Below are 19,895 nucleotides of genomic sequence, written 5' to 3' on the forward strand. Positions count from 1 at the left end.
GCAGTGAAGCGACTGCGCGCCGCATTGGCGTCCCTTGTGAGCCTCGTATTCACCGCCAACGGTTATCGGCCGTTGAGCAAGGGCGGATACGGCTCGGTATTCGCATTCGCCTACGGCGTGTTCGCCTCCGAGCTGCCGCTGCCAATGCTCGGGGTCCAATTCACCACGCTGGCAGCGCTGTCACACCGGCTGCCCCCGCGGGCGCGGCGAATCAGCTGGCTGGTGTGGGCGGTGTCCGCGGCGGGCCTGCTGGTGTTGCGTCACTTCGGGCACAAGGCCAACGAACCGCTGGCGGCCGCACTGGACGCCGGACTGGGAACCGAGCGCCGGACCGAGTCGGGCGATCTATGGAAACGCCCGGCGCCCGGCGGTGCGACCGCGAAGCGGCCCGGCCCCGCACGCATGCTGCGGATCTACCGTGACTACGCGCACGACGGCGACATCAGCTACGGGGAGGCCGGGTCCCGCAACCATCTCGACATCTGGCGCCGGCCCGACCTCGACCGCGACGGGCGGGCACCGGTGTTGCTGCAGATTCCCGGCGGTGCCTGGATGGTGGGAAACAAACGCGGACAAGCACATCCGCTGATGAGCCATCTGGCCGAATTGGGCTGGATCTGCGTCGCGATCAACTACCGGCTCAGCCCGCGCTCCACCTGGCCCGACCACATCGTCGACGTCAAGCGCGCGATCGCATGGACGAAAGAGCACATCGCCTCCTACGGCGGCGACCCGGACTGGATTGCGCTCACCGGAGGTTCGGCCGGCGGGCACCTGACCTCGCTGGCCGCACTGACCCCCAACGATCCGCGGTTTCAGCCGGGCTTTGAAGACGCCGACACCCGGGTGGACGTGGCGGTGCCGTTTTACGGCGTCTACGACTTCAACGCGACCGGTACCGCGATACACCCGATGATGGCGGCGATGGTGGCCAAGAACGTTTTCAAGGTCAGCCGCGGGGACATCGCCGAGCCCTTTCGCGCGGCGTCGCCGATCGCTCACGTTCGCCCGGACGCCCCACCGTTTTTCGTGCTGCACGGCACCAACGACTCACTGGTTCCGGTCGAACAGGCCCGCAGTTTCGTGGCACGCCTGGGCGAGGTCAGCAAGCAGCCGGTGGTCTACGCCGAGTTGCCTTGGGCGCAGCACGCGTTCGACATTTTCGGCTCGGCCCGCGCGGCGCACGCCGCGGTGGCAGTCGAACAGTTCCTCGCCGAAATGTATGAGCGCCGAGTAGGTCCAGCGGCTACCGGCACCGACAACCGAGCTCTGGATCGCGCACTGGGGGTTTCGGAGTCGTATTAAAGGCTTCGCAGGCCGATGAAGACCAGGACACACCCGGCTGCGGCCAGCACGCTGGCAACCTCGACGCGTCGCCGCGAGCGGATCCAGATTTGTAGCGACACCATCCAGGCGCGCGTCTGATCCGGCGCCAGCAGATAGGCCAGCAGCGGGATCTCCACGAGTGCGAACGCCACGACATGGAACATCAGCAGCGCGCTGAACTGGGTCATGGCCGCTGTGCCGGAGGCCACGATGGCGGCCAGCGCCGCGAGATAATCCACGGACGGCAACGCGATTCCCAGACCGGCCATCCCCGCCACCCACAGCGAACGCCCGTGCAGTAGCCGCCTGGAAAACCGCCCCAAGCCGTGATGCTCGTGCAAGTCCGGCTCGTCGGCGGGTGGGCGTTTGAAGCGGCCGACTTTCTCCCTCAACATGACCTGAGCACTCAGCACGACCGCAACAAGCAGTGCCGAACCGCCAATCAGAATCTGAAGTTTCGGCAAACTTACGTGCGGAGAACTCAGCAGTCTGCGCTGAAGTCCGAATACGACGGACAAGCCGACCGTCATGCCCATCGCGAAGCCCCCGCAGAGAAAGGCGAAAAGCTGCAGCATCGGCCTGGGTCGGTTCAGCATCAGCACCGTCATGCCTATCCGGAACGGCTCAACGCTCATCGCGAAGGCCATGACCAGGAGGGTGATCCACATGTCAGGATTCGGCTGCCTGGGCGTCCAACGTGGTGCGAATACAACCCGGTAAACCAGCGCGTTCGCGTAGCAGAGCAACGACGGACGAGTGCTGCATGATCATTACGTTACCGTCTGCCCCGCAGACCGGCGTGTTGCGCCTCGCCAGGCGCCCTCGTTACGTGCCTCGCTAGGTGCTTACGCCCCAATGCAATACGCGCGATGTCAGCAGCACGATGCCCAGCGACACCGTCGCGACGACTGTGAGTCCTATCACAGCCACGAGCAGCGGACGCCATCCGGTACGCGCGATTTGACGGAAATCGGTGTTGAGCCCGACACCGGCGAAGGTCAGCAGAAACGCCCACTTCGACACGTTCGCCAGGTTCGTGGTTTGCCCTTTCGTCAACCAGCCCGCGGTGGCGATCGCCGACACCGCCAGGAAGCCGAGCACGAATTTCGGGAACTTCTGCCAGATGAATGCCGCCTTGGCCGTTGCGCCGGGAGCGATCTCGTCGGCCTGTCCGCGCGCGGACCAGTACAGGGCGAAACCGAGGACGACAAAGCCGATCAGCGCGTTGCGGGTCGACTTCACCAGCACCGCGATCTTTCCGGCGTGGTCGGAGAACAGGTAGCCGGTGGCGGTGGTTTCGGCGGTGTTGTCCACGGAAAGGCCTGCCCACAGACCGAATTCGTGGTCGGTAAGCCCGATCGCGTGTCCCAGTGGCGGCAACACGAACAGCGACACCGCGCCCAGCGCCAGGATCGCCGCGATGGCATAGCTGACGTCGGAGTTGCGGGCCCGGATCGCGCCCTTGGCCGCGATAATCGCCGACACGCCGCAAATCGATGTGCCGATCGCCAGCAGCGAGCCCAGCTTGCCCGACAGCCCGAAGGCCCGCGCCACGACGATGATGACCGTTCCCGCGATCGTCATGTCCACCAGAATCTGCACCAGGCTGATCGCGCCGAGCTTGGCGATGTCGCCGAGCACGAAACGCGCCCCCAGCACCACGATCCCGACCTTGAGCCAGAACTCGTAGGTCTGCACGCCCGGACGAAATATCCGGTGCAGGCCGATGGTGTTGGTGATCAGCAGCCCAATCACGATGGCCCACAACACGTATTCGACGTCGGGCAGCCGCCAGTGTTCGTGTTTGGCCAGTGTGTTCCACCAGATCTGAGCGTATTTGCCCAGCAGGCCAACGCCGATCAGCAGCAAGATCCCCGGTACGTAGTCCAGCGGCTGCCTGCTGGTAAACGTCGGTTCGTCCAGCGTTTCTTCCGGTTCGAGCCGAGTGGTACTCACGCGATCACCACGGAATCTTCGGGAGCGCATTGGCCACTGCCAACGCCACGATCACACCGGCGACCAGCGTCGCCCACCAGTCCACCGATATCGAGCCGACCCGCTCGCGCCAATCACTCACGCCCGCATATTGCCGGGCCCGGCGTCGCGGACCAAGTGATTAGCTCGCGCTGAATCTAGGTGGCGGGCCGCTGCGGGCTGCGTTCGTCGAGCAACGCGATGACTTGGGCGGCGAGCTCGTCGATGTCGGCCCCGGATGTGTCGAGCACCAGGTCGGGGCTTTCCGGCGCTTCGTACGGCGCATCGACACCGGTCAAACCCTTGAGCTCGCCCTTGCGGGCCCGCGCGTAAAGTCCCTTGGGGTCCCGTCTTTCGCATTCGGCCAGCGAGGTGGCGACGTGCACCTCGATGAACGGCAGCTTGGCGGCGTCGTTGAGCGCCCGGGCAGTCTCCCGGTCCGACTTCAGCGGTGACACCAGCGACGCCAGGGCGACCACGCCCGCGTCGGCCAGCAGCCGAGTCAAATGCCCGACACGCCTGATGTTTTCGGTGCGATCGCCGGGGGAGAAGCCCAAATCGTCCGAGAGGCCGTGCCGCAGGTTGTCGCCGTCGAGCAGATAGGCCACCCGGCCGGATTCGACGAGCGCACGCTCGACGGCGACCGCGACGGTGGACTTGCCGGATGCGGGCAGACCGGTGAACCAGATCGTCGCCCCGGCCTGTCCGGTGGCGTGCCACCGGTGGGCGCGGTCCAGCGCCGAGGGATGCCAGCGAATGTCGGTGCGCGGGTGGGTGCCCGGCTTGACCTCTCGCGCCTCGATGATGGTGCCGGCGCCGACCGTGTCATTCGTGGTCTCGTCGATCAGGATGAACGCGCCGCTGTCACGATTGTCGGTGTAGCTGTCGGCGATGACGACCGAGCTGGTTCGCAGGGTCACGGTGCCGATGTCGTTGAGCGCCAGCTCAACTGGTTGGTCGAGCTCGTCCAGTGTCTCGGGATCCAGCTTCGAGTGCAGTTCCTGTACGGTGGCCCGCACGGTCTTGGAAGTCTGCTTGAGGGCCAGCCGGTCACCGGCCCGCAGCGGGGTGTCGACGAACCAGCACACCGTCGCGTCCAGTTCGCGGGCCGGCACCGGCAGCACCGCGTCGTCGGCCCCACTGACCAGGACATCCCCGCGGCCCACGTCGATGTCGTCGGCCAGCTCGATCGAAACCGACAGCGGCGCAACACCTGTGGTGCGCTCCTCGTCGAGGGTGTCCAGGGCGGTCACTGTCGAACGGGTGCCGGCGGGCAGCGATATCACGGGGTCGCCGACGGACAGCGTTCCCGCCGCCAACCGTCCCGTATAGCGGCGCCGCACGTCGGCGGTGGGCCGCGAAACCCATTGCACCGGCAAGCGCAGCCGCGACGGTTCGGCGTTCGGCGCGGCCAGTTCGATGCCCTCCAGGTACTCCAGCAGGGTGGGGCCGCCGTACCACGGTGTGTTCCCGGAACGGTGCACGACGTTGTCGCCGTGCTTGGCCGCGATCGGAATCACCGTGATGTCCACCTCGCCCAGGCGTGCCGCCAACTGCCGCAGCTCGTCTTCCACCTTGGTAAACCCGGACTCGTCGAAGTCGATCAGGTCGATCTTGTTGACCGTCGCCACAAAGTGCTTGATGCCCAACAGCTTTGCGATCCGGGCGTGCCTGCGGGTCTGGCGCAGCACCCCGGCGCGCGCGTCGACCAGCAGGATCGCCACGTGGGCGTTGGAGGCGCCGGTGAACATGTTGCGGGTGTAGCGCTCGTGGCCCGGGGTGTCGGCCAGGATGTAGCTGCGGGTGGCGGTGGAGAAGAACCGGTAGGCGACGTCGATCGTGATGCCCTGCTCGCGTTCGGCCCGCAGACCGTCCGACAGCGCGGCGAGATCGGCGATGCCCTCCTCGTCCGTCACCGCCTCCAGGTGGTCCAGCGGCAGGCTGTCGGTGTCGTGCAGCAGTCGCCCGATCAGCGTGCTCTTGCCGTCGTCGACCGAACCCGCGGTGGCGATGCGCAGCAGCTGACGCGTGATGCCCTTGCGCGGCAGGGTCTTTTGGGCGGCTTTTTCGGTCGCCTTCTCGGTAGCCGTCATCAGAAGTAGCCCTCTCGCTTGCGGTCTTCCATCGCGGCGGCCGACGTACGGTCGTCGGCTCGCGTCTCGCCGCGCTCGGACACTGTCGCGGCCGAGATTTCAGTGATCACCCGGGCGATGTCGGTCGCCCGCGAGCGCACCGCCCCGGTGATGGTCAGGTCGCCGACGGTGCGGTAGCGCACCCATTCCGTTGCAGCGGTTTCGCCGTTTTGCGGACTGGCGTATTCCGAGACCGCCAGCAGGATGCCGTCGCGCTCGAACACCTCGCGTTCGTGCGCGTAGTAAATCGACGGTATCTCAAGGTCTTCCAGCTCGATGTAGCGCCAGACGTCGATCTCGGTCCAGTTGCTCAGCGGAAACACCCGTACTTGCTCGCCCTTCTTGATCCGGCCGTTGTACAGCGACCAGGGTTCCGGTCGCTGTGCGCGGGGATCCCACTGACCGAACTCGTCGCGGAAGCTCAGGATCCGTTCCTTGGCGCGGGCGCGTTCCTCGTCGCGGCGCGCACCGCCGAAGGCCGCGTCGAACTCACCGGCCTCCAGCGCGTCGAGCAGCGTGCGCGTCTGGGCCCGGTTGCGCGAGGCGACGGGACCGGGGTCGGGGACCCGGCCATTGTCGATGGACTCCTGCACCGACGCGACGATCAGCTTGTGTCCAACGCCGCAGACCCTGCGGTCCCGGAATTCGATGACCTCGGGAAAATTGTGTCCGGTGTCGACGTGCAGTACCGGAAATGGCAGCGGCAGCGGCCGGAAAGCCTTCTCTGCCAAGCGAAGCAACACGATCGAGTCCTTGCCGGCGGAGAACAGCAGGACGGGGCGCTCCAGCTCGGCGACGACCTCACGGATGATGTGCACCGCTTCTGCTTCCAGCAGTCGCAATTCGTCGACGCGGGTGTCGGTCGTGGTGGTCATGTCGGTAGCCCCTCTCGTTCGGCGTCGACCCGGTAGCGATCTACCCATTCATCGGAACGTTTGTCGGCTTGGCGCTCGAGTACCGGCTCGGGCGCCAGGTTGGGATCCAGCCCCAACTCTGCGAGAACGTTGCCTACGACTTGAGTCAGATTGCGCCACAACACCGGATACGGGATCTCCATCGGCTTGACGTCTTCTTCGGCGAACCAATTCCGCCAACCCTGCTCCTGGGCCCGCAGCATCGTGATGACGTGCGCGATGGCTCCGGCGTGGTAGGTGGCGCGCGCATCGCGGACCGGATCGGGCCGGCCGCGCCAGACCCGGGTCTGCACCGCACGCCAGAACGACACCGCCTGCGACACCACATCGGGCCGATAGACATACACCAGCAGCGGGTCCTCGCCGACGACATCGCGGATCGCGGCGAGCAGTCCGTCGCCCGACCGATTGGGTAGGCCGTCGGCGCGCTCCAGCAGCAGCGGCGTCTGGTTCCACATCAGCTTGCCGCCCCACACACCGTTCGGCGTCCTGCCGACGGTGCGGATGTAGTCGCGCCAGATTTCCGGGGGAGCGAGGTCCGGCTTCCCCTCGTCGAGCGGATCGAGCAGGCGCAGAATCGACTCGTCGTCGATGCCGGCGAACCACTCCCGCGGCTGAGGCGCCTGGCTGGTCGTCGGCAGATATTGGAAGAACTCCTGGGGCTCGCCCGCCACGCCGGTCGCCCGCAGCGATTCGACGAGCAGCGTGCTGCCACTGCGCTGGGAGGCCAGCACCAGATACGACGACGGATTTTCTGCCACCAGCAAAGCCTAGCCGGATGCAAATCCCCTGCAACACGCAGAATTACGTTCACGCTGAGCATAACCCGGCATCGAATTCGCGCGACCCTCGTCAAGTTTGCTGGTGAGCACGATTCTGGCGGGTGGTTCGGCCGAACTAGATGTGTCCCGAAATTTCCGGCGGAGGGGCAATCGGTTCCATCCGCGGCGGGGGTGCGATCGGCGGGGGTGCGATCGGTTCGGCCGGCGGCGCGACCACCGGCGGCAGCGGCGGTGGTGCCGCCGGAGACGGCGGAAGGAACGGGCTTCCCATACACGCCGCATCCGCGGGATTCATGGCGCATTGGGGATCGAGGGGACCGGTGGGCGGTCCCGGCGGCGGCGATGGTGCCGGTGGCCCCACCCAGTACGGGCCGCCCTGACACGCGGCGAACCCGGGATACTGCAGGCATCGGGGATCGTCGGGACCAGTGGGCAGATCGGAGCGGAACTTGTCGAGCAAGACCGGCGCACCGGGCGTTGCGTTGGCCGGCACTCCCGCCGAAGCCATGGCAATAACCGCCAGGGCCACAAACATTTTCGCTTTCCGGCCTCGGGCACTCGAACCGCTCATCTAACCTCCCGTGCTCGGCTTGGCGTTATCGCTGGTTGGACCTTCGCATTTCGGAATGCGCCGGTCAAGCCCCGGTGCCGCTGCGCACGCCGTGCCCGCCGCGAAAGCTGCAGGCGCACTTGGTGTTCAGAGGATTAACTGTGCGCGACATTCAGCGAGCGTTCGGCGTTGATGCGGTACACGCGGTCTTGTTCTCGGGTTCGGCGACGCTTCGGCATGAGGACACCACGAACACCCGGCGGATGGTCACTCCTTGGAGCGGTGGGCAATTCACCGGTGGGCAGGCACAGCGTGGGAAACAGCAGGCGACTGCCCGGACGAGTGATGTAGGTGTGTCCGCTCGGTGTCGTCCAGACGACCGTTCCATCGGGCCGTTGCTCGTCATGCCAGCTGGTCCAGAAAGTCTTCAGTAGGTGGTGTTTTCGGCACAGACACTTGAGGTTCGACGGATGCGTCGGCCCTAGCGGGTAGGGGACCGTATGGTCCAGATCGCAACATTCCGCCGGACGATCGCAGCCGGGGAAGCGACAGGTCAAATCCCGGCACCGGACGAAACGCTCCAACCCCGCCGATGGGTGGTAGCCCGCATCGGGACGGGCCTCGGCGGGATGGACTACCGGCCGCACCTTGGCGCCGTTGCGGATGAGTTCCGCGATCTGCGGCGCCGGGACGATGCCACCGCCGCGGATATGGCCGGCGGGCGTCCAGGCCGGCGCGGGTGGTTCGGGGTCCGGGGCCAGCGCAACGCGCAGCGGTGTATCCGCAGTGAGCGGGCGGCTGGTTAGCTCGCCCGAGATGCACGGATCCGCCACGGCATCGAGGGCGGCTTCCCCGGCGATGACATGGATCATCACGGCGCTGGCGCGTGGGTCGGTGTCGAGGGCGGCTGGGCATTCGGGTGCTCCGCATGTGCACGCCAGTAGGTCGGAACCGGCGGCCAGCGCGCCCAGCGCATCAGCGCGACGTTGCGCGAGCGTGCGTGGGTCACTGTCGCACACCTGGTGCGCCATCTGACTCAACCGCCGGTCCAACAGGGCTGCGTCGGTTGCGAACAGGGAGCCCCACAGCGCCGCGGTGCCGGAATTACTGTCGGCGGGGCTGATCACCACATCGCGCCCGCGGGCGGCGGCCCGGGTACGGCGCACCGCCGCGGGATCGTGGCGGTCGACGATGGCGTCGATCGCCTGGCTGCTCTTGGTGACCGAAAGTGGCCCGAACCGCGCCGCCTCACTGGCGAGTGCCGCGTCGACGATCTGCAGAGTTCTCGGGTCGGTGATCAAGTCGGTACGCCAAACCAACGCCGTGGCCAGCCGCGCGCTGAGGACGCCTTCGGCGAACAGGGCCGCCACCCGGGGCAGACGGTCACGCAACGCCACTGCGAGATACATCTGTCCGGATGCCGTGCCGTGGCTAATACCTTGTGCAGCAGCAACTTCCGCTGCGATCGCATCCCAGTTGTCGCATGACCAGCTGGCGCGATCCACCGGACCGTCGGCACGCAGGCGGACCAATTCGGCGATCGCCTGCAGTTTGTGCGCCGCGGCCGCCGCTTCGGCCCGGGCGAATTCGGCGATCCTGGCCACCACCGCGCGATCGGTATCGAACATAGTTTCGAATATAGGGACGTCCGCCGACTAAATGGCTCGGCACGGTCGCGCGGTGTGGATAGATCCCGGACTGTGGATAACGCCGCCGCGCCGCCAGCCGCCACCCCAGCCGCCAACCCCAGCCCCGCAGCCGCCAACCCTCGGCGCTAGCCGCTCGAACGCTCCAGCACCCGAAGCCCAAGCGAAAATAGCAGCCGCACTTCGGGATCGCCCAGCGACGTCGCCAGCAGCTTTTCGATCCGGCGTACCCGATAGCGAACCGTGTTCGGGTGCACCTGCAACCAGTATGCGGCCGTGGCGATGTCGCCGAAGCTGTCCAGGTAGACCCGCAGCGTCTCGGCCAGCACGGGATCCCGCGCCCGCAGGTCGCGTATCCGTGGATCGACCAACCGCGGGTCGCTTCCGATCGTCGTGACGATCTCGTCGAGCAGGACGGTGGTGCGTGCTTCGGCCAGCGACGTCACCTGCCCAATCGAAACCGGGTGTCGCTCAGCGCTATCGAGCACTCGGTCGACCTCGCTGCGCGCCGCGGCGACCCCGGCCAGGCCGGCGACCGGCGCGGCGATGGCGGCCCGCAGCTCGACGCCGAGTTCGGCGCGCAACGCGCTGATCGTGCCGCGGACCCACGACGTCACCGACCGGGATGTCGACGTCTCGGGCAGCAGTACGTACATTCGTGAGCCTTGCGAGGCGATTTGAGCATCACGCCGAAAAGCGCTGGCGCTCAACGCCAAAACGTCGGTCAGCCGCGGGTGACGGGATCCGGTGTCGGTGGCGTCCCAGGCGATCACGGCCGCGGTGCCGTCGGCGGCCAGGCCCAGCTCGCGGGCGATCGCCGCCACGTCGGCCGGGTCGGCTTCGGTCAGGCCGAGCAGCTGTTGGACCCGTCGCGCATGCGTTGACGGCCTGGCCGCCAGCCGAAACATGATGCGGGCGGCCAACACTGCCGCGCCGCGCAGGATCTCCTCGGCGTCGTCGGCCAGTGGAGCCGACCCCTGTTGCACCCAGATGGTGCCGGCGAACACCGGCGGTCGCCGCGGCCCGGCCGGCGGCTGGTAGATCCCGATCGCCAACCGCGGACGCAGGCCCAACTCCGGGCGCTCGTCGACGCGAACCACCTCGCCGCTGGACCGCAGCGCGTCGAAGATTCCCCACTGGCTGATCCACTTCAGGTGCTCCGGCGGCCCGGCCCGGCCCAGGATGGAAAGCCGGCGCAGCTCGTCGGCCTCGTCGTTGGAGGCCGAGTAGGCAAGCACATGCGACTGCGCGTTTTCGATGCTGACCATGCCGTGGATGCGATCGGCCAGCGACTGCGCCAGGCCGAACAGATCGGTGCCGGAGTCTTCCGTCGGGTCGGTGCGGTCGCCGTGGTGTTCCAGGACGTGGTTGACCAATTGGTAGAGCCGCTCCCAGCGGGCCTGCGGTTCGACGGCCACCACCGCCGAACCGACCGCGACGGCCTTGCTCACCAGCGCGGCCGACGGCTCCTTGGCGAAGATCGCCACCGGGGAGCGCTCCCGCGCCTGCTTGTCGATCCAGCGCAGCGCCTCGTCTTCTTCCTTCAGGGCGACACCCAGGAGGAAGAACACATCGGCGGAGCTCGCAGCCGCCGCCAGGCCCAGCCGGACGTCGTCGGAATCGATCAGCGCCGCCGATCCCACCGGCAGGTCCAGGCCACGCGGAGCGTCGACCAGGCTGACCAGCGTCGCATCCAGGGCCAGCAACAGCTGGCCCAGTCCGACCCCCGGCACCCGCATATTGTCCGATTTTACTACGGTAGGCGGCATATCTTATCTGATCGGCTAACAGGATGACGGGTTGCGCCGAGGATCCTGGGCACATGGATGCGATCACTCAGGTGCCGACACCGGTCAACGAGCCGGTCCACGACTACGCCCCACACTCGCCCGAACGCGCCCGCCTGCATGCCGAACTAGCCGCGCTGGCCGACCACCCGATGGAACTCCCGCACGTCATCGCCGGCGTACACAAAATGGGCGACGGTGAACGCATCGACGTCGTTCAACCGCACCGGCACGACGCCACGCTGGGCACCCTGACCAACGCCGGGCATGCCGACGCGACGGCGGCCATCGAGGCCGCGATGGCCGCGAAGCATGACTGGGCAGCCCTGCCTTTCGACGAGCGCGCCGCGGTGTTCCTGCGCGCTGCCGACCTGCTGGCGGGCCCGTGGCGGGAGAAGATCGCCGCCGCGACGATGCTCGGCCAGTCCAAGTCCGCCTACCAGGCCGAGATCGATTCGCCGTGCGAGCAGATCGACTTCTGGCGGTTCAACGTGGCCTTCGCCCGTCAGATCCTGGCCCAACAGCCTCTCAGCGGGCCGGGAGAATGGAACCGCAGCGAGTACCGCCCGCTGGACGGATTCGTCTACGCGATAACGCCGTTCAACTTCACCTCGATCGCGGGCAACCTGCCGACCGCGCCCGCGCTGATGGGCAACACCGTGGTGTGGAAGCCGTCGATCACCCAGACGCTGTCTGCGTACCTGACCATGCAGCTGCTCGAGGCCGCCGGATTGCCGCCCGGGGTGATCAACCTGGTCACCGGCGACGGCTTCGCGGTTTCCGATGTGGCACTGGCCGATCCGCGGCTGGCCGGAATTCACTTCACCGGGTCGACGGCAACTTTTCAGCAGCTGTGGCAGCAGGTGGGCACCAATATCAGCCGCTACCAAAGCTATCCGCGACTCGTCGGTGAGACCGGTGGTAAGGACTTCGTCGTCGCACACACCTCGGCACGCCCGGAGGTGTTGTGCACGGCGTTGATTCGCGGGGCGTTCGACTATCAGGGCCAGAAGTGCTCGGCGGCTTCGCGGGCATTCATCCCGCACTCGGTATGGCAGCGGATGGGCGACGATTTCCTGGGAGCGACGGCCGGGCTGAGCTACGGCGACATCACGGACCTGACCAACTACGGCGGCGCGCTGATCGACCGGCGGTCCTTTGTCAAGAACGTCAACGCCATCGAGCGGGCCAAGGGCGCGGCCGGTGTCACGATCGCGGTCGGTGGCGAATACGACGACAGCGTCGGCTATTTCGTCCGCCCGACCGTGCTGCTGTCCGACGACCCCACCGACGAGGCGTTCTCGACCGAGTACTTCGGCCCGCTGCTTTCCGTCCACGTCTACCCCGACGATTCCTACGAGCGCATCCTCGACGTGATCGACACGGGATCCCGCTACGCGCTGACCGGTGCGGTGATCGCCGACGACCGCCAGGCGGTGCTCACCGCACAGGATCGGTTGCGTTTCGCGGCCGGCAACTTCTACGTCAACGACAAGCCGACCGGGGCCGTCGTCGGGCGCCAGCCGTTCGGCGGATCACGTGGCTCGGGGACCAACGACAAGGCGGGCTCGGTGCTGAACCTGCTGCGCTGGACGTCGGCACGCACCATCAAGGAGACGTTCGTCCCGGCCACGCAATACACGTACCCGCACATGGGGTCCGACTAATGGCCGGCGTGTTCGCCACCACGCTGCGGCCGGCGATCCTGGCCGCCAGCCGGCGTCCGGGATTGCGGCGGGCCGCCGAAGGGCTGCCGGTCACCCGTAAGGTGGTGCACCGCTTCGTACCCGGCGAGACGATCGATTCAGCACTGAATAGCGTTGCCGCGCTTCGCGATTCGAACCGTCTGGTCAGCATCGACTATCTGGGCGAGGACGTCGTGACCGCCGACGGCGCGGACGCGGCCGTGCGGGTCTACCTCGACCTGATCGAGCGGTTGGGCCGCCTCGATTCCCCGGGTGACGGAATCCGGCCGCTGGAGGTCTCGGTCAAGCTGTCGGCGCTGGGGCAGTCACTGGAGCGCGACGGAGAAAAGGTCGCACGGGAGAACGCCTGGTCGATCTGCGACGCCGCGCGGCGGGCCGGAGTGTGGGTGACGGTGGACGCCGAGGACCACACCACGACGGATTCGACGCTGTCCATCGTGCGCGAGCTGCGAACCGAATTTCCCTGGCTGGGCACGGTTTTGCAGGCGTACCTGAAGCGCACGCTGGGCGACTGCCGGGAGTTCGCCGCTTCCGGGGCCCGGATCCGGCTGTGCAAGGGCGCCTACGACGAGCCGGCGGCGGTGGCCTACCGGGGCCGCGACGAGGTCACCGACTCCTATCTGGCCTGTCTGCGGGTGCTGATGGCCGGCTCGGGGTATCCGATGGTGGCCTCGCACGACCCCGCGATCATCGCGGCGGTGCCGGCGATGGTCGGCGAATCAGGCCGTGGCACAGACGAGTTCGAATACCAGATGCTGTACGGAATCCGCGACGACGAACAGCGCCGGCTCGCCGAGGCCGGCCATCAGGTCCGGGTCTACGTGCCCTTCGGAAACCAGTGGTACGGCTACTTCATGCGCCGGCTCGCCGAACGCCCCGCCAACCTGACGTTCTTCCTGCGGGCGCTGGCCCAGCGCGGCCACTGAGAGACCGGGCCGCGCAGGCGTAGCGTCACGGCCATGAGCCCGGTCGTCGACGAGCGGTCCGACCCCGCCCGCACCCATCTGCGCCATGCCGATCCCGTGCTGGCTCACATCATCGACAAGCACCCCGACTTCGACCCCCGCGCGTGGCTGGCGGACCTCCCGCCTTTGGACGCGTTCGCAACGTTGATCTTCCAGGTCATCGGCCAACAGCTATCCGTCGCAGCCACCCGCCACATCCTCGACCGCTTCCAGGACCGCTTCAACGGACACCTCCCCACCCCCGCCGAGCTGCTGGCCATCGACCCCGATCAGCTCCGCAAGACCGGGCTGTCGCGACGCAAGATCAGCACGCTGCGAACCGTCGCCGCCCAGTTCGCCGACGGCACTCTCAGCGACAGAGACCTGCGCGGACTGTCCGATGCCGAGATCGAGACGCGCCTGACCGCCATCCCGGGTATCGGCCCCTGGACTGTGCACGGCTTTCTGATCATCGCGTTCGCGCGCCCCGACGTGGTGCTGCCCGGAGACCTCGCCCTGCGCAAGGCCATCCAGCGGTCCTATCGGCTCGACCACCTACCCAGCCAAGACGAAGTGGTCCGCCTCGCAGAGCCGTGGCGGCCGTATCGCAGTCTTGCCAGCGCCTACCTATTCCAGGACGCCTTCGGCCCTGCCACACCGTCGACCGGTACCACCGCCGATACCGGGATTTGACTCCGAACGTGCCTCATTGCCATTTGAGCTCGTCGTCGAGCCGTTCGGCTTGCTCGTCATGCGCAGCGGCGGGGCGGGTGTCGATCGTGACCTCTTGCCAGTAGGCCGGACCGTAAAGGTGAATGTCGTTGCCGCTGCTGACCTTTAGGACGCCGCCGGTGAGTACTTCGTAAGTGGCGTCGTCGGGATACTCGTCGTCTTCGTCGTGGCCCTCAAGTTGGATCCACATTTTCATGGTGAAACAGCCCTCCGCAACCTGCCGGGTTCGCTAATCCTCGTCTTCGATGCCATCGATCTCGTCGTCGATGATGTGAACCGCGGCTTCTTCGGCAGAGGCGGCGCCGCCACAGATACCGACGTCCTCGGCGACCAACTCTGCCTCGGCGTCTTCGCCAGATCCCTGGTCCGGCGCCATAAGCCGGCCCGCTCGGACTCGACCGACCTCGCGTCGCCGGGCAAATTCGGCTTCGCGCTCTGATTCGTCGGAGCGTTGTCGCTCCGCCTCATCGAGCAGCACATTGAGTCGCGACGCCGGATCCGGTTCTTCCTCGCTGAGCATCTGATCCATGGTTTCAGCCGGGCCAAATGCACCGGGCCCATATGGTTGCTCGGGCGGCGAATAGCCCTCGTCGAGAATGTCGTCCACACCGCGGTCGATGAGGCTGTCTTCTGGTTGCAGTTGGTTGTCGTCTTCGGCGCTGTATTCGCCTGCGGCAGGGCGTGCCTCGTAGTGAGTGCTCATGATCGTGTACTCCTGAATCGTGCTAACAGTGCCCGTGGCAGGCTTACGCCATCCAGGGGTCAGCCCTTGGTCATGATGTGCAGTGTGTATGACGAGCGCCGCTGTCGCGAGGGCCGAAAGTCATGTGTTGAGCCTGGATGAAGGCCGGTCGGCGCGGTTAGGGTCCGACGTCCTAGCAGGAACGCCGTTGAGTGTGCGCTCGGGGTGGGCCGGCCTGGCGTGTCGCCGCCCTATACGCACACTCAAAGCCGCCGGCGCACACTCGGCGCCCGCTCATTGGCGAACCCGCGTACCACGTGCGCGCAGACGAATTCGGTGACGACGTCTGGGTCGTTCATATCCCGGATCGGCGACGACGTGCTGAACAACGAGAACAGGATTCGCGCGAACCATTCGCCGGCCGCTTCGATGTCGAGGTCCTTGCGGACCTCACCGGTCAGCTTGGCCGCGGACAGATAGGGCGAGAGGAAGTCCACGCATTCGCGCAGCAACACTGCGGCGTCCTTGGTCAACAGCAGGCTGATCGCATCTTCGTCGAAGTACTTCTCCGATGCGATGACCCGCCGTGCCTGGGTCACGAAAACTGCCGCCGAACATAGCTTTTCCTCAAGGGTACTGCCCCGGTCCATCGCCTTGGTCATCTCGAGATAGAACCGCTGCGACGCGTGCTCGGCGCACGCCTCCACGATCGAAGCCTTGTCGCTGAAGTACTCGTAGATGGTGCTGCGCGACACCCCGGCTCGCTTGGCGATATCGACGATCGTGGCCTTTTGCAGACCCTGCTTGCCGAAACAGGAGAACGCCGACTCGATGATGAGCTCGCGGGTATCGGTCACGGTGGAAGCCTGGGCAGTCATGGGACCAACGCCCCCCGGGGCACCAGGCCGGCATCCGCCGAGGCAAACGCATCGTTGATGTCGCTCAGGTGAAACGGATCCGGCATCAGCCGGCCGAAAGGGAAACTGCTGTGCTGCAGGAAGGACAAGCCGATCGCCAAGGTGACCGGGTCGTAGAGCATCACGCCGCGGATCGACTTGTTGCCGTAGACCAGCGCGCTCGGGTCGAGTTCGAAGGTCCGCCCCATTCCGACATTGCCGACCTCGAGCAGCGTGCCGCTGTTGTTGAGGAATGAGACACCGTCGGGAATGACACCCGGCACCCCGACTACCTCGAGCACCCAATCGGCTCCGATGCCGTCGGTGCGTGCCCGCACCCGTTCGGCGACTTCTGCGGTCGAGATGCCGCTCGCGTCGATGCAGTGCGTGGCACCGAAATCGGCTGCCACATCGAGGCGTGCGGCAATCTTGTCGATGACGATGACCTCGGCGGCACCTGCGGTACGCGCGACGGCTGCGGCGTTGATGCCCAGCCCGCCCGCGCCCTGGATCACGACGCTATCGCCCATCCGCACGTCGCGTAGCGCGAACAACACCTGTGCCAGTGCGCAATTGAGCGGCGCGACGGCCTCGTCAGCAATGTCCTCGGGAACCTTGTACAGCGGTTGTCGTCGGCTGGTGTAGTAGTACTCACCGTAGGCCCCGACGAAGTGTGGCGCCTGCTCGTGGGTTCGGTATTCGCCGGCCATCAGGTTCTGGCAGGCGTGCCACCGGCCGCGCGCACAGGCGTGACATTCACCGCAGAACCAAAAGTAGGGCGCCACAACGCGATCGCCGACGGCAAGAGGTTTGCCGGTCGCGTCGGTGCGCAGCCCCTCGCCGAGCTCGGCGATCTCGCCGACCATTTCGTGGCCCATCGCATACGGACACGGCAATGGCAGCTCGCCGCGATAGATGTGCAGGTCGGATCCGCAGATCCCGGCCATCCGCAGTTTGAGCGCGGCGGTTCCCGGCGCCGGTGCGGACAACGGAAACTCGGCAAGCTCGATCGGCCCCCCGACTGCGGTCAACAATGCGAGTTTCGGCATGGGTGCCCTCCCCTCTACGACCCGCGCTTACCCGGCCGGCGCGAGAATCAAGCCACTGGTCGGCACACCGGTCCCGGAGGTGACCAACACGTGTTCGACGTTGTCGACCTGGTTGTGTGACGTTCCGCGGACCTGCCGCACGCCCTCGGTAATGCCGTTCATCCCGTGGATGTAGGCCTCGCCGAGCAACCCGCCATTGGTGTTGATCGGGAATTCCCCGCCCAGCGACAGTCGCTCCACGGTGGCGAAGTCTTTGGCTTCGCCGCGCCCGCAGAAGCCGAGTTCCTCGAGCTGGGTGAACACGAACGGCGTGAAATGGTCGTAAATGAAGGCGGTTTGAATGTCTTGGGGTTTGAGGCCCGAATCGCGCCACAGCCGGTCGGCGACCACACCCATCTCCGGGAGCCCGGTGATGTCGTCGCGGTAGTAGCTGGTCATCATCTCCCCATTGGCGGCCGCGCCCTGTGCGGCGGCCGTGATGATCGCCGGCGGCTGCTTCAGGTCACGCGCCCGTTCGGCACTGGTCACCACCAGCGCGACACCGCCGTCGCTCTCCTGACAGCAATCCAGCAGTCGCAGTACGGGTTCGACGATCCAGCGCGACTGCTGGTGGTCTTCCAACGTGATCGGGCGCTGGTAGAACCACGCGTCGGGGTTGGTCGCGGCGTGTTTGCGGTCGACGACGGCGATGCGGCCGAAGTCTTCGTTGGTGACGCCGTAGGTCGACATGTAACGCTGGGCGTGCATCGCGACCCACGCCGCGGGAGTGAGCAATCCGAAGGGCGCGTAGTGCGCCATGAACAGCGGTGTCTCCGACATGTTGCGCCCGCTGCCGCCGAACCGGAACCCGGAACGTTCGTTGAAGGCCCGCCAGCACACCACCACATCGGCGACCCCGGTCGCGACAGCCATCGCCGCATGCACGACGGTGCCGGCCGCCGCGCCGCCGCCGTGATGCACGCGGGAGAAGAAGCTGAGATCGCCGATGCCCACGTTGCGGGCGATGTCGATCTCGTCGCTGGAGTCCATCGTGAAGGTGACCATGCCGTCGACGTCGCTAAGCGACAGCCCCGCATCGTCGAGTGCGGCGCTGACCGCCTCGCATGCCAATTGCAGTTCACTGCGCCCGGATTCCTTGGAGAACTCGGTCTGGCCGATGCCGACGATCGCGCAACTTCCGGGCAGGCGACTCATGCTTGGGCCTTTGTGAAAGCTCCGTCGAGCAGGCTGAGGATCGCCGTCCCCGAGACATGATCGCCCAGGCTGTTGGACCCCCGGAAGGTCACCTCGACGAAGTTCTCTCCGTCCGTCCCTTCGGTTTTGCCGGTCACGGTGCCGGTGAAGCGCAGCGGATCGTCCGGGAAGCACGGCACGCCAAGGCGGATCGAGAGATTTTTGACCATCGCTTCGGGGCCGGCCCAATCCGTCAGAAAACGCACGCAATATCCGTTGGTGGTCAGGATGTTCATGAACAGGTTGGGCGAGCCCTGTTTCTTCGCGTATTCCACGTCGTGATGTACCGGCATGAAGTCACGCGAGGCGATCGCGCCGGCCACGATCATCGTTGTGGTGATCGGGATTTCGAGCGGGCTGACCTCGTCCCCGACGTTGATGTCGGCCCACTTCAAGGTCGTGGTGCGGTTTGCGGTCGTCGTCATCGGTTTCCTTCTCAATAGGTGCTGCCGATACCGGCCAGCTGCGCGGTGGCGGGACCAAGAGTGAGTTCGTTGTGCTTGGCCCAGAGGAAATAACGGTGCAGGGGATAGGTGATGTCGATCCCGATGCCGCCATGAACCTGCTGGGCGGCCGACGCAACGCGAGCACCGGCGTCGGCGGCCCAGAATTTCGCGATGCGGGCCGCCCGGCGCGCCGCTTTCAAGGGGCGTCCGTTCGCGATCAGCCAGGCCGCATGCCAGGTGGTCCAGCGGATCGCTTCGACGTCGATGAAGGCGTCGGCCAGTCGCTGCTGCACGGCCTGGAAGCTGCCGATCGGTCGTCCGAATTGTTCACGGCCACTGGTGTATTCAGCGGCGATCCGCAGAGCCCGCTCGGTGACGCCAAGCTGGATCGCACACAGCCCGATCAGCGCCCGGGTGTGCAGCGATTCGATTGTGCCCTCCAGCCGGTCAGCATCGGAAACTGTCGCACCGCAGAGGAATACGTCTGCATGCGGTTCTCGGCTGGTGGTGGCTACCGGTCGAATCTCGACGCCCGGGGCGTCGCTGGGCAGCAGGAACAGGCTCACCCGCCCGTCGTCGGTGGTGGCGGGCACCAACACGGTGTCGGCAAGCTGGGCCGCCGGCACCAGTTCCTTGGCCCCGTCCAGGCGCCAGTTCTGGCCGTCGCGAACGGCTTTGGTGACAGGCCTGAGCGGGTCGGAACGGCCGGGTTCGGCCAGCCCGGCGGTGAGGATGCGAGTTCCGGCGATGACGCCGGGCAGGAACCGCTGTTGTTGCTCGCGACTACCGTGGCGGGCGATCGGGTCCGCGCCCAGCACCAGGGTCGCGTAGGCCGGCACCGGGGCCACGCTCCACCCGACCTCGGCCAGCAACACGCCGAGTTCCACGAAGCCGCCGCCGTTACCTCCCAACGACTCCGGCAACGCGGTGCCCAGCAGGTCGACGGCCGCGAGTTCTTGCCAGAGCAAGGGGTCGAAGCGGGTCTCGCCGGCTTCGAGCTCGGTCAGTCGCTCCGGGGTGGCGCGGCGGACAAACAGGTCGCGGGCCACCTTGCGGACGGTCTCTTGTTCTTCGGTGAAGGTGAAATCCATCGGGC

19 protein-coding genes are annotated in these 19,895 nt (G+C 66.5%); 4 read left to right on the top strand and 15 right to left on the bottom strand.

Annotated features, from left to right (window positions below; genetic code table 11):
• The first annotated feature begins 3 nt into the window (after positions 1–3).
• Positions 4–1,305 (top strand): alpha/beta hydrolase, encoded by a 1,302-nt coding sequence (locus tag SKC41_RS14040; RefSeq protein WP_330978130.1) that lies wholly within the window; start codon positions 4–6, stop codon positions 1,303–1,305.
• Here SKC41_RS14040 and SKC41_RS14045 read toward each other — a convergent pair.
• The 8 genes from SKC41_RS14045 to SKC41_RS14080 all read right to left on the bottom strand — a co-directional run bounded on the left by SKC41_RS14045 (position 1,302) and on the right by SKC41_RS14080 (position 11,063).
• On the bottom strand, positions 1,302–1,994 hold the full coding sequence (locus SKC41_RS14045) for a GAP family protein (protein WP_330978131.1): 693 nt from the start codon (positions 1,992–1,994) through the stop codon (positions 1,302–1,304). The genes SKC41_RS14040 and SKC41_RS14045 overlap by 4 nt on opposite strands.
• Before the next feature lie 169 nt (positions 1,995–2,163).
• Positions 2,164–3,312, bottom strand: a complete 1,149-nt coding sequence (locus tag SKC41_RS14050; RefSeq protein ID WP_330978132.1) for a YeiH family protein — start codon at positions 3,310–3,312, stop codon at positions 2,164–2,166.
• Positions 3,313–3,458: 146 nt separating this feature from the next.
• Positions 3,459–5,393, bottom strand: coding sequence for an adenylyl-sulfate kinase (gene cysC / locus SKC41_RS14055; RefSeq protein WP_330978133.1), 1,935 nt, complete (start codon positions 5,391–5,393; stop codon positions 3,459–3,461).
• On the bottom strand, positions 5,393–6,307 hold the full coding sequence (cysD, locus tag SKC41_RS14060) for a sulfate adenylyltransferase subunit CysD (RefSeq protein WP_330978134.1): 915 nt from the start codon (positions 6,305–6,307) through the stop codon (positions 5,393–5,395). The genes cysC and cysD overlap by 1 nt, the downstream gene beginning before the upstream one ends.
• Positions 6,304–7,107, bottom strand: coding sequence for a trehalose 2-sulfotransferase (gene stf0 / locus SKC41_RS14065; RefSeq protein ID WP_090609536.1), 804 nt, complete (start codon positions 7,105–7,107; stop codon positions 6,304–6,306). The genes cysD and stf0 overlap by 4 nt, the downstream gene beginning before the upstream one ends.
• Before the next feature lie 136 nt (positions 7,108–7,243).
• Positions 7,244–7,636 carry a hypothetical protein gene (locus SKC41_RS14070; protein ID WP_330978135.1) on the bottom strand — a complete coding sequence of 131 codons (393 nt, stop codon included), beginning with the start codon at positions 7,634–7,636 and terminating at the stop codon, positions 7,244–7,246.
• 197 nt (positions 7,637–7,833) lie between these two features.
• Entirely contained in the window at positions 7,834–9,306 is a 1,473-nt protein-coding gene (locus tag SKC41_RS14075) for an HNH endonuclease signature motif containing protein (protein ID WP_330978136.1), read from the bottom strand.
• A 146-nt stretch (positions 9,307–9,452) separates the two neighbouring features.
• A complete protein-coding gene (locus tag SKC41_RS14080) occupies positions 9,453–11,063 on the bottom strand; it encodes a PucR family transcriptional regulator (protein WP_330978137.1) in 1,611 nt (536 codons plus the stop codon).
• A gap of 83 nt (positions 11,064–11,146) precedes the next feature.
• On the opposite strand from SKC41_RS14080, the gene pruA reads away from it, so the two are divergent.
• Genes pruA through SKC41_RS14095 form a run of 3 tightly spaced genes read left to right on the top strand, consistent with a single transcriptional unit; the run spans position 11,147 to position 14,454 of the window.
• The gene (pruA, locus tag SKC41_RS14085) at positions 11,147–12,778 is read left to right on the top strand and encodes an L-glutamate gamma-semialdehyde dehydrogenase (protein ID WP_330978138.1); all 1,632 of its coding nucleotides are present in this window, start codon (positions 11,147–11,149) and stop codon (positions 12,776–12,778) included.
• Positions 12,778–13,743, top strand: a complete 966-nt coding sequence (locus tag SKC41_RS14090) for a proline dehydrogenase family protein (RefSeq protein ID WP_330978139.1) — start codon at positions 12,778–12,780, stop codon at positions 13,741–13,743. Before pruA ends, SKC41_RS14090 begins: the two co-directional genes overlap by 1 nt.
• Positions 13,744–13,776: 33 nt before the next feature.
• Positions 13,777–14,454: a DNA-3-methyladenine glycosylase family protein gene (locus tag SKC41_RS14095; RefSeq protein ID WP_330978140.1), complete on the top strand. Its 678-nt coding sequence runs from the start codon at positions 13,777–13,779 to the stop codon at positions 14,452–14,454.
• Positions 14,455–14,467: 13 nt separating this feature from the next.
• Here SKC41_RS14095 and SKC41_RS14100 read toward each other — a convergent pair whose 3' ends face one another.
• The 7 genes from SKC41_RS14100 to SKC41_RS14130 all read right to left on the bottom strand — a co-directional run bounded on the left by SKC41_RS14100 (position 14,468) and on the right by SKC41_RS14130 (position 19,890).
• The gene (locus SKC41_RS14100) at positions 14,468–14,689 is read right to left on the bottom strand and encodes a hypothetical protein (RefSeq protein ID WP_330978141.1); all 222 of its coding nucleotides are present in this window, start codon (positions 14,687–14,689) and stop codon (positions 14,468–14,470) included.
• A 33-nt stretch (positions 14,690–14,722) separates the two neighbouring features.
• A complete protein-coding gene (locus tag SKC41_RS14105; protein WP_330978142.1) occupies positions 14,723–15,196 on the bottom strand; it encodes a DUF5709 domain-containing protein in 474 nt (157 codons plus the stop codon).
• Positions 15,197–15,438: 242 nt separating this feature from the next.
• On the bottom strand, positions 15,439–16,053 hold the full coding sequence (locus SKC41_RS14110) for a TetR/AcrR family transcriptional regulator (protein WP_330978143.1): 615 nt from the start codon (positions 16,051–16,053) through the stop codon (positions 15,439–15,441).
• Complete coding sequence (locus SKC41_RS14115) at positions 16,050–17,120, bottom strand: zinc-binding dehydrogenase (protein WP_330978144.1); 1,071 nt, start codon at positions 17,118–17,120, stop codon at positions 16,050–16,052. The genes SKC41_RS14110 and SKC41_RS14115 overlap by 4 nt, the downstream gene beginning before the upstream one ends.
• A 27-nt stretch (positions 17,121–17,147) precedes the next feature.
• Positions 17,148–18,314 (bottom strand): lipid-transfer protein, encoded by a 1,167-nt coding sequence (locus SKC41_RS14120; RefSeq protein WP_330978145.1) that lies wholly within the window; start codon positions 18,312–18,314, stop codon positions 17,148–17,150.
• A complete protein-coding gene (locus SKC41_RS14125; protein WP_330978146.1) occupies positions 18,311–18,778 on the bottom strand; it encodes a MaoC family dehydratase in 468 nt (155 codons plus the stop codon). Before SKC41_RS14125 ends, SKC41_RS14120 begins: the two co-directional genes overlap by 4 nt.
• Before the next feature lie 11 nt (positions 18,779–18,789).
• Entirely contained in the window at positions 18,790–19,890 is a 1,101-nt protein-coding gene (locus tag SKC41_RS14130) for an acyl-CoA dehydrogenase family protein (protein WP_330978147.1), read from the bottom strand.
• Positions 19,891–19,895: the final 5 nt, after the last annotated feature.

Source organism: Mycobacterium sp. 050128 (assembly GCF_036409155.1).
Lineage (GTDB): Bacteria > Actinomycetota > Actinomycetes > Mycobacteriales > Mycobacteriaceae > Mycobacterium.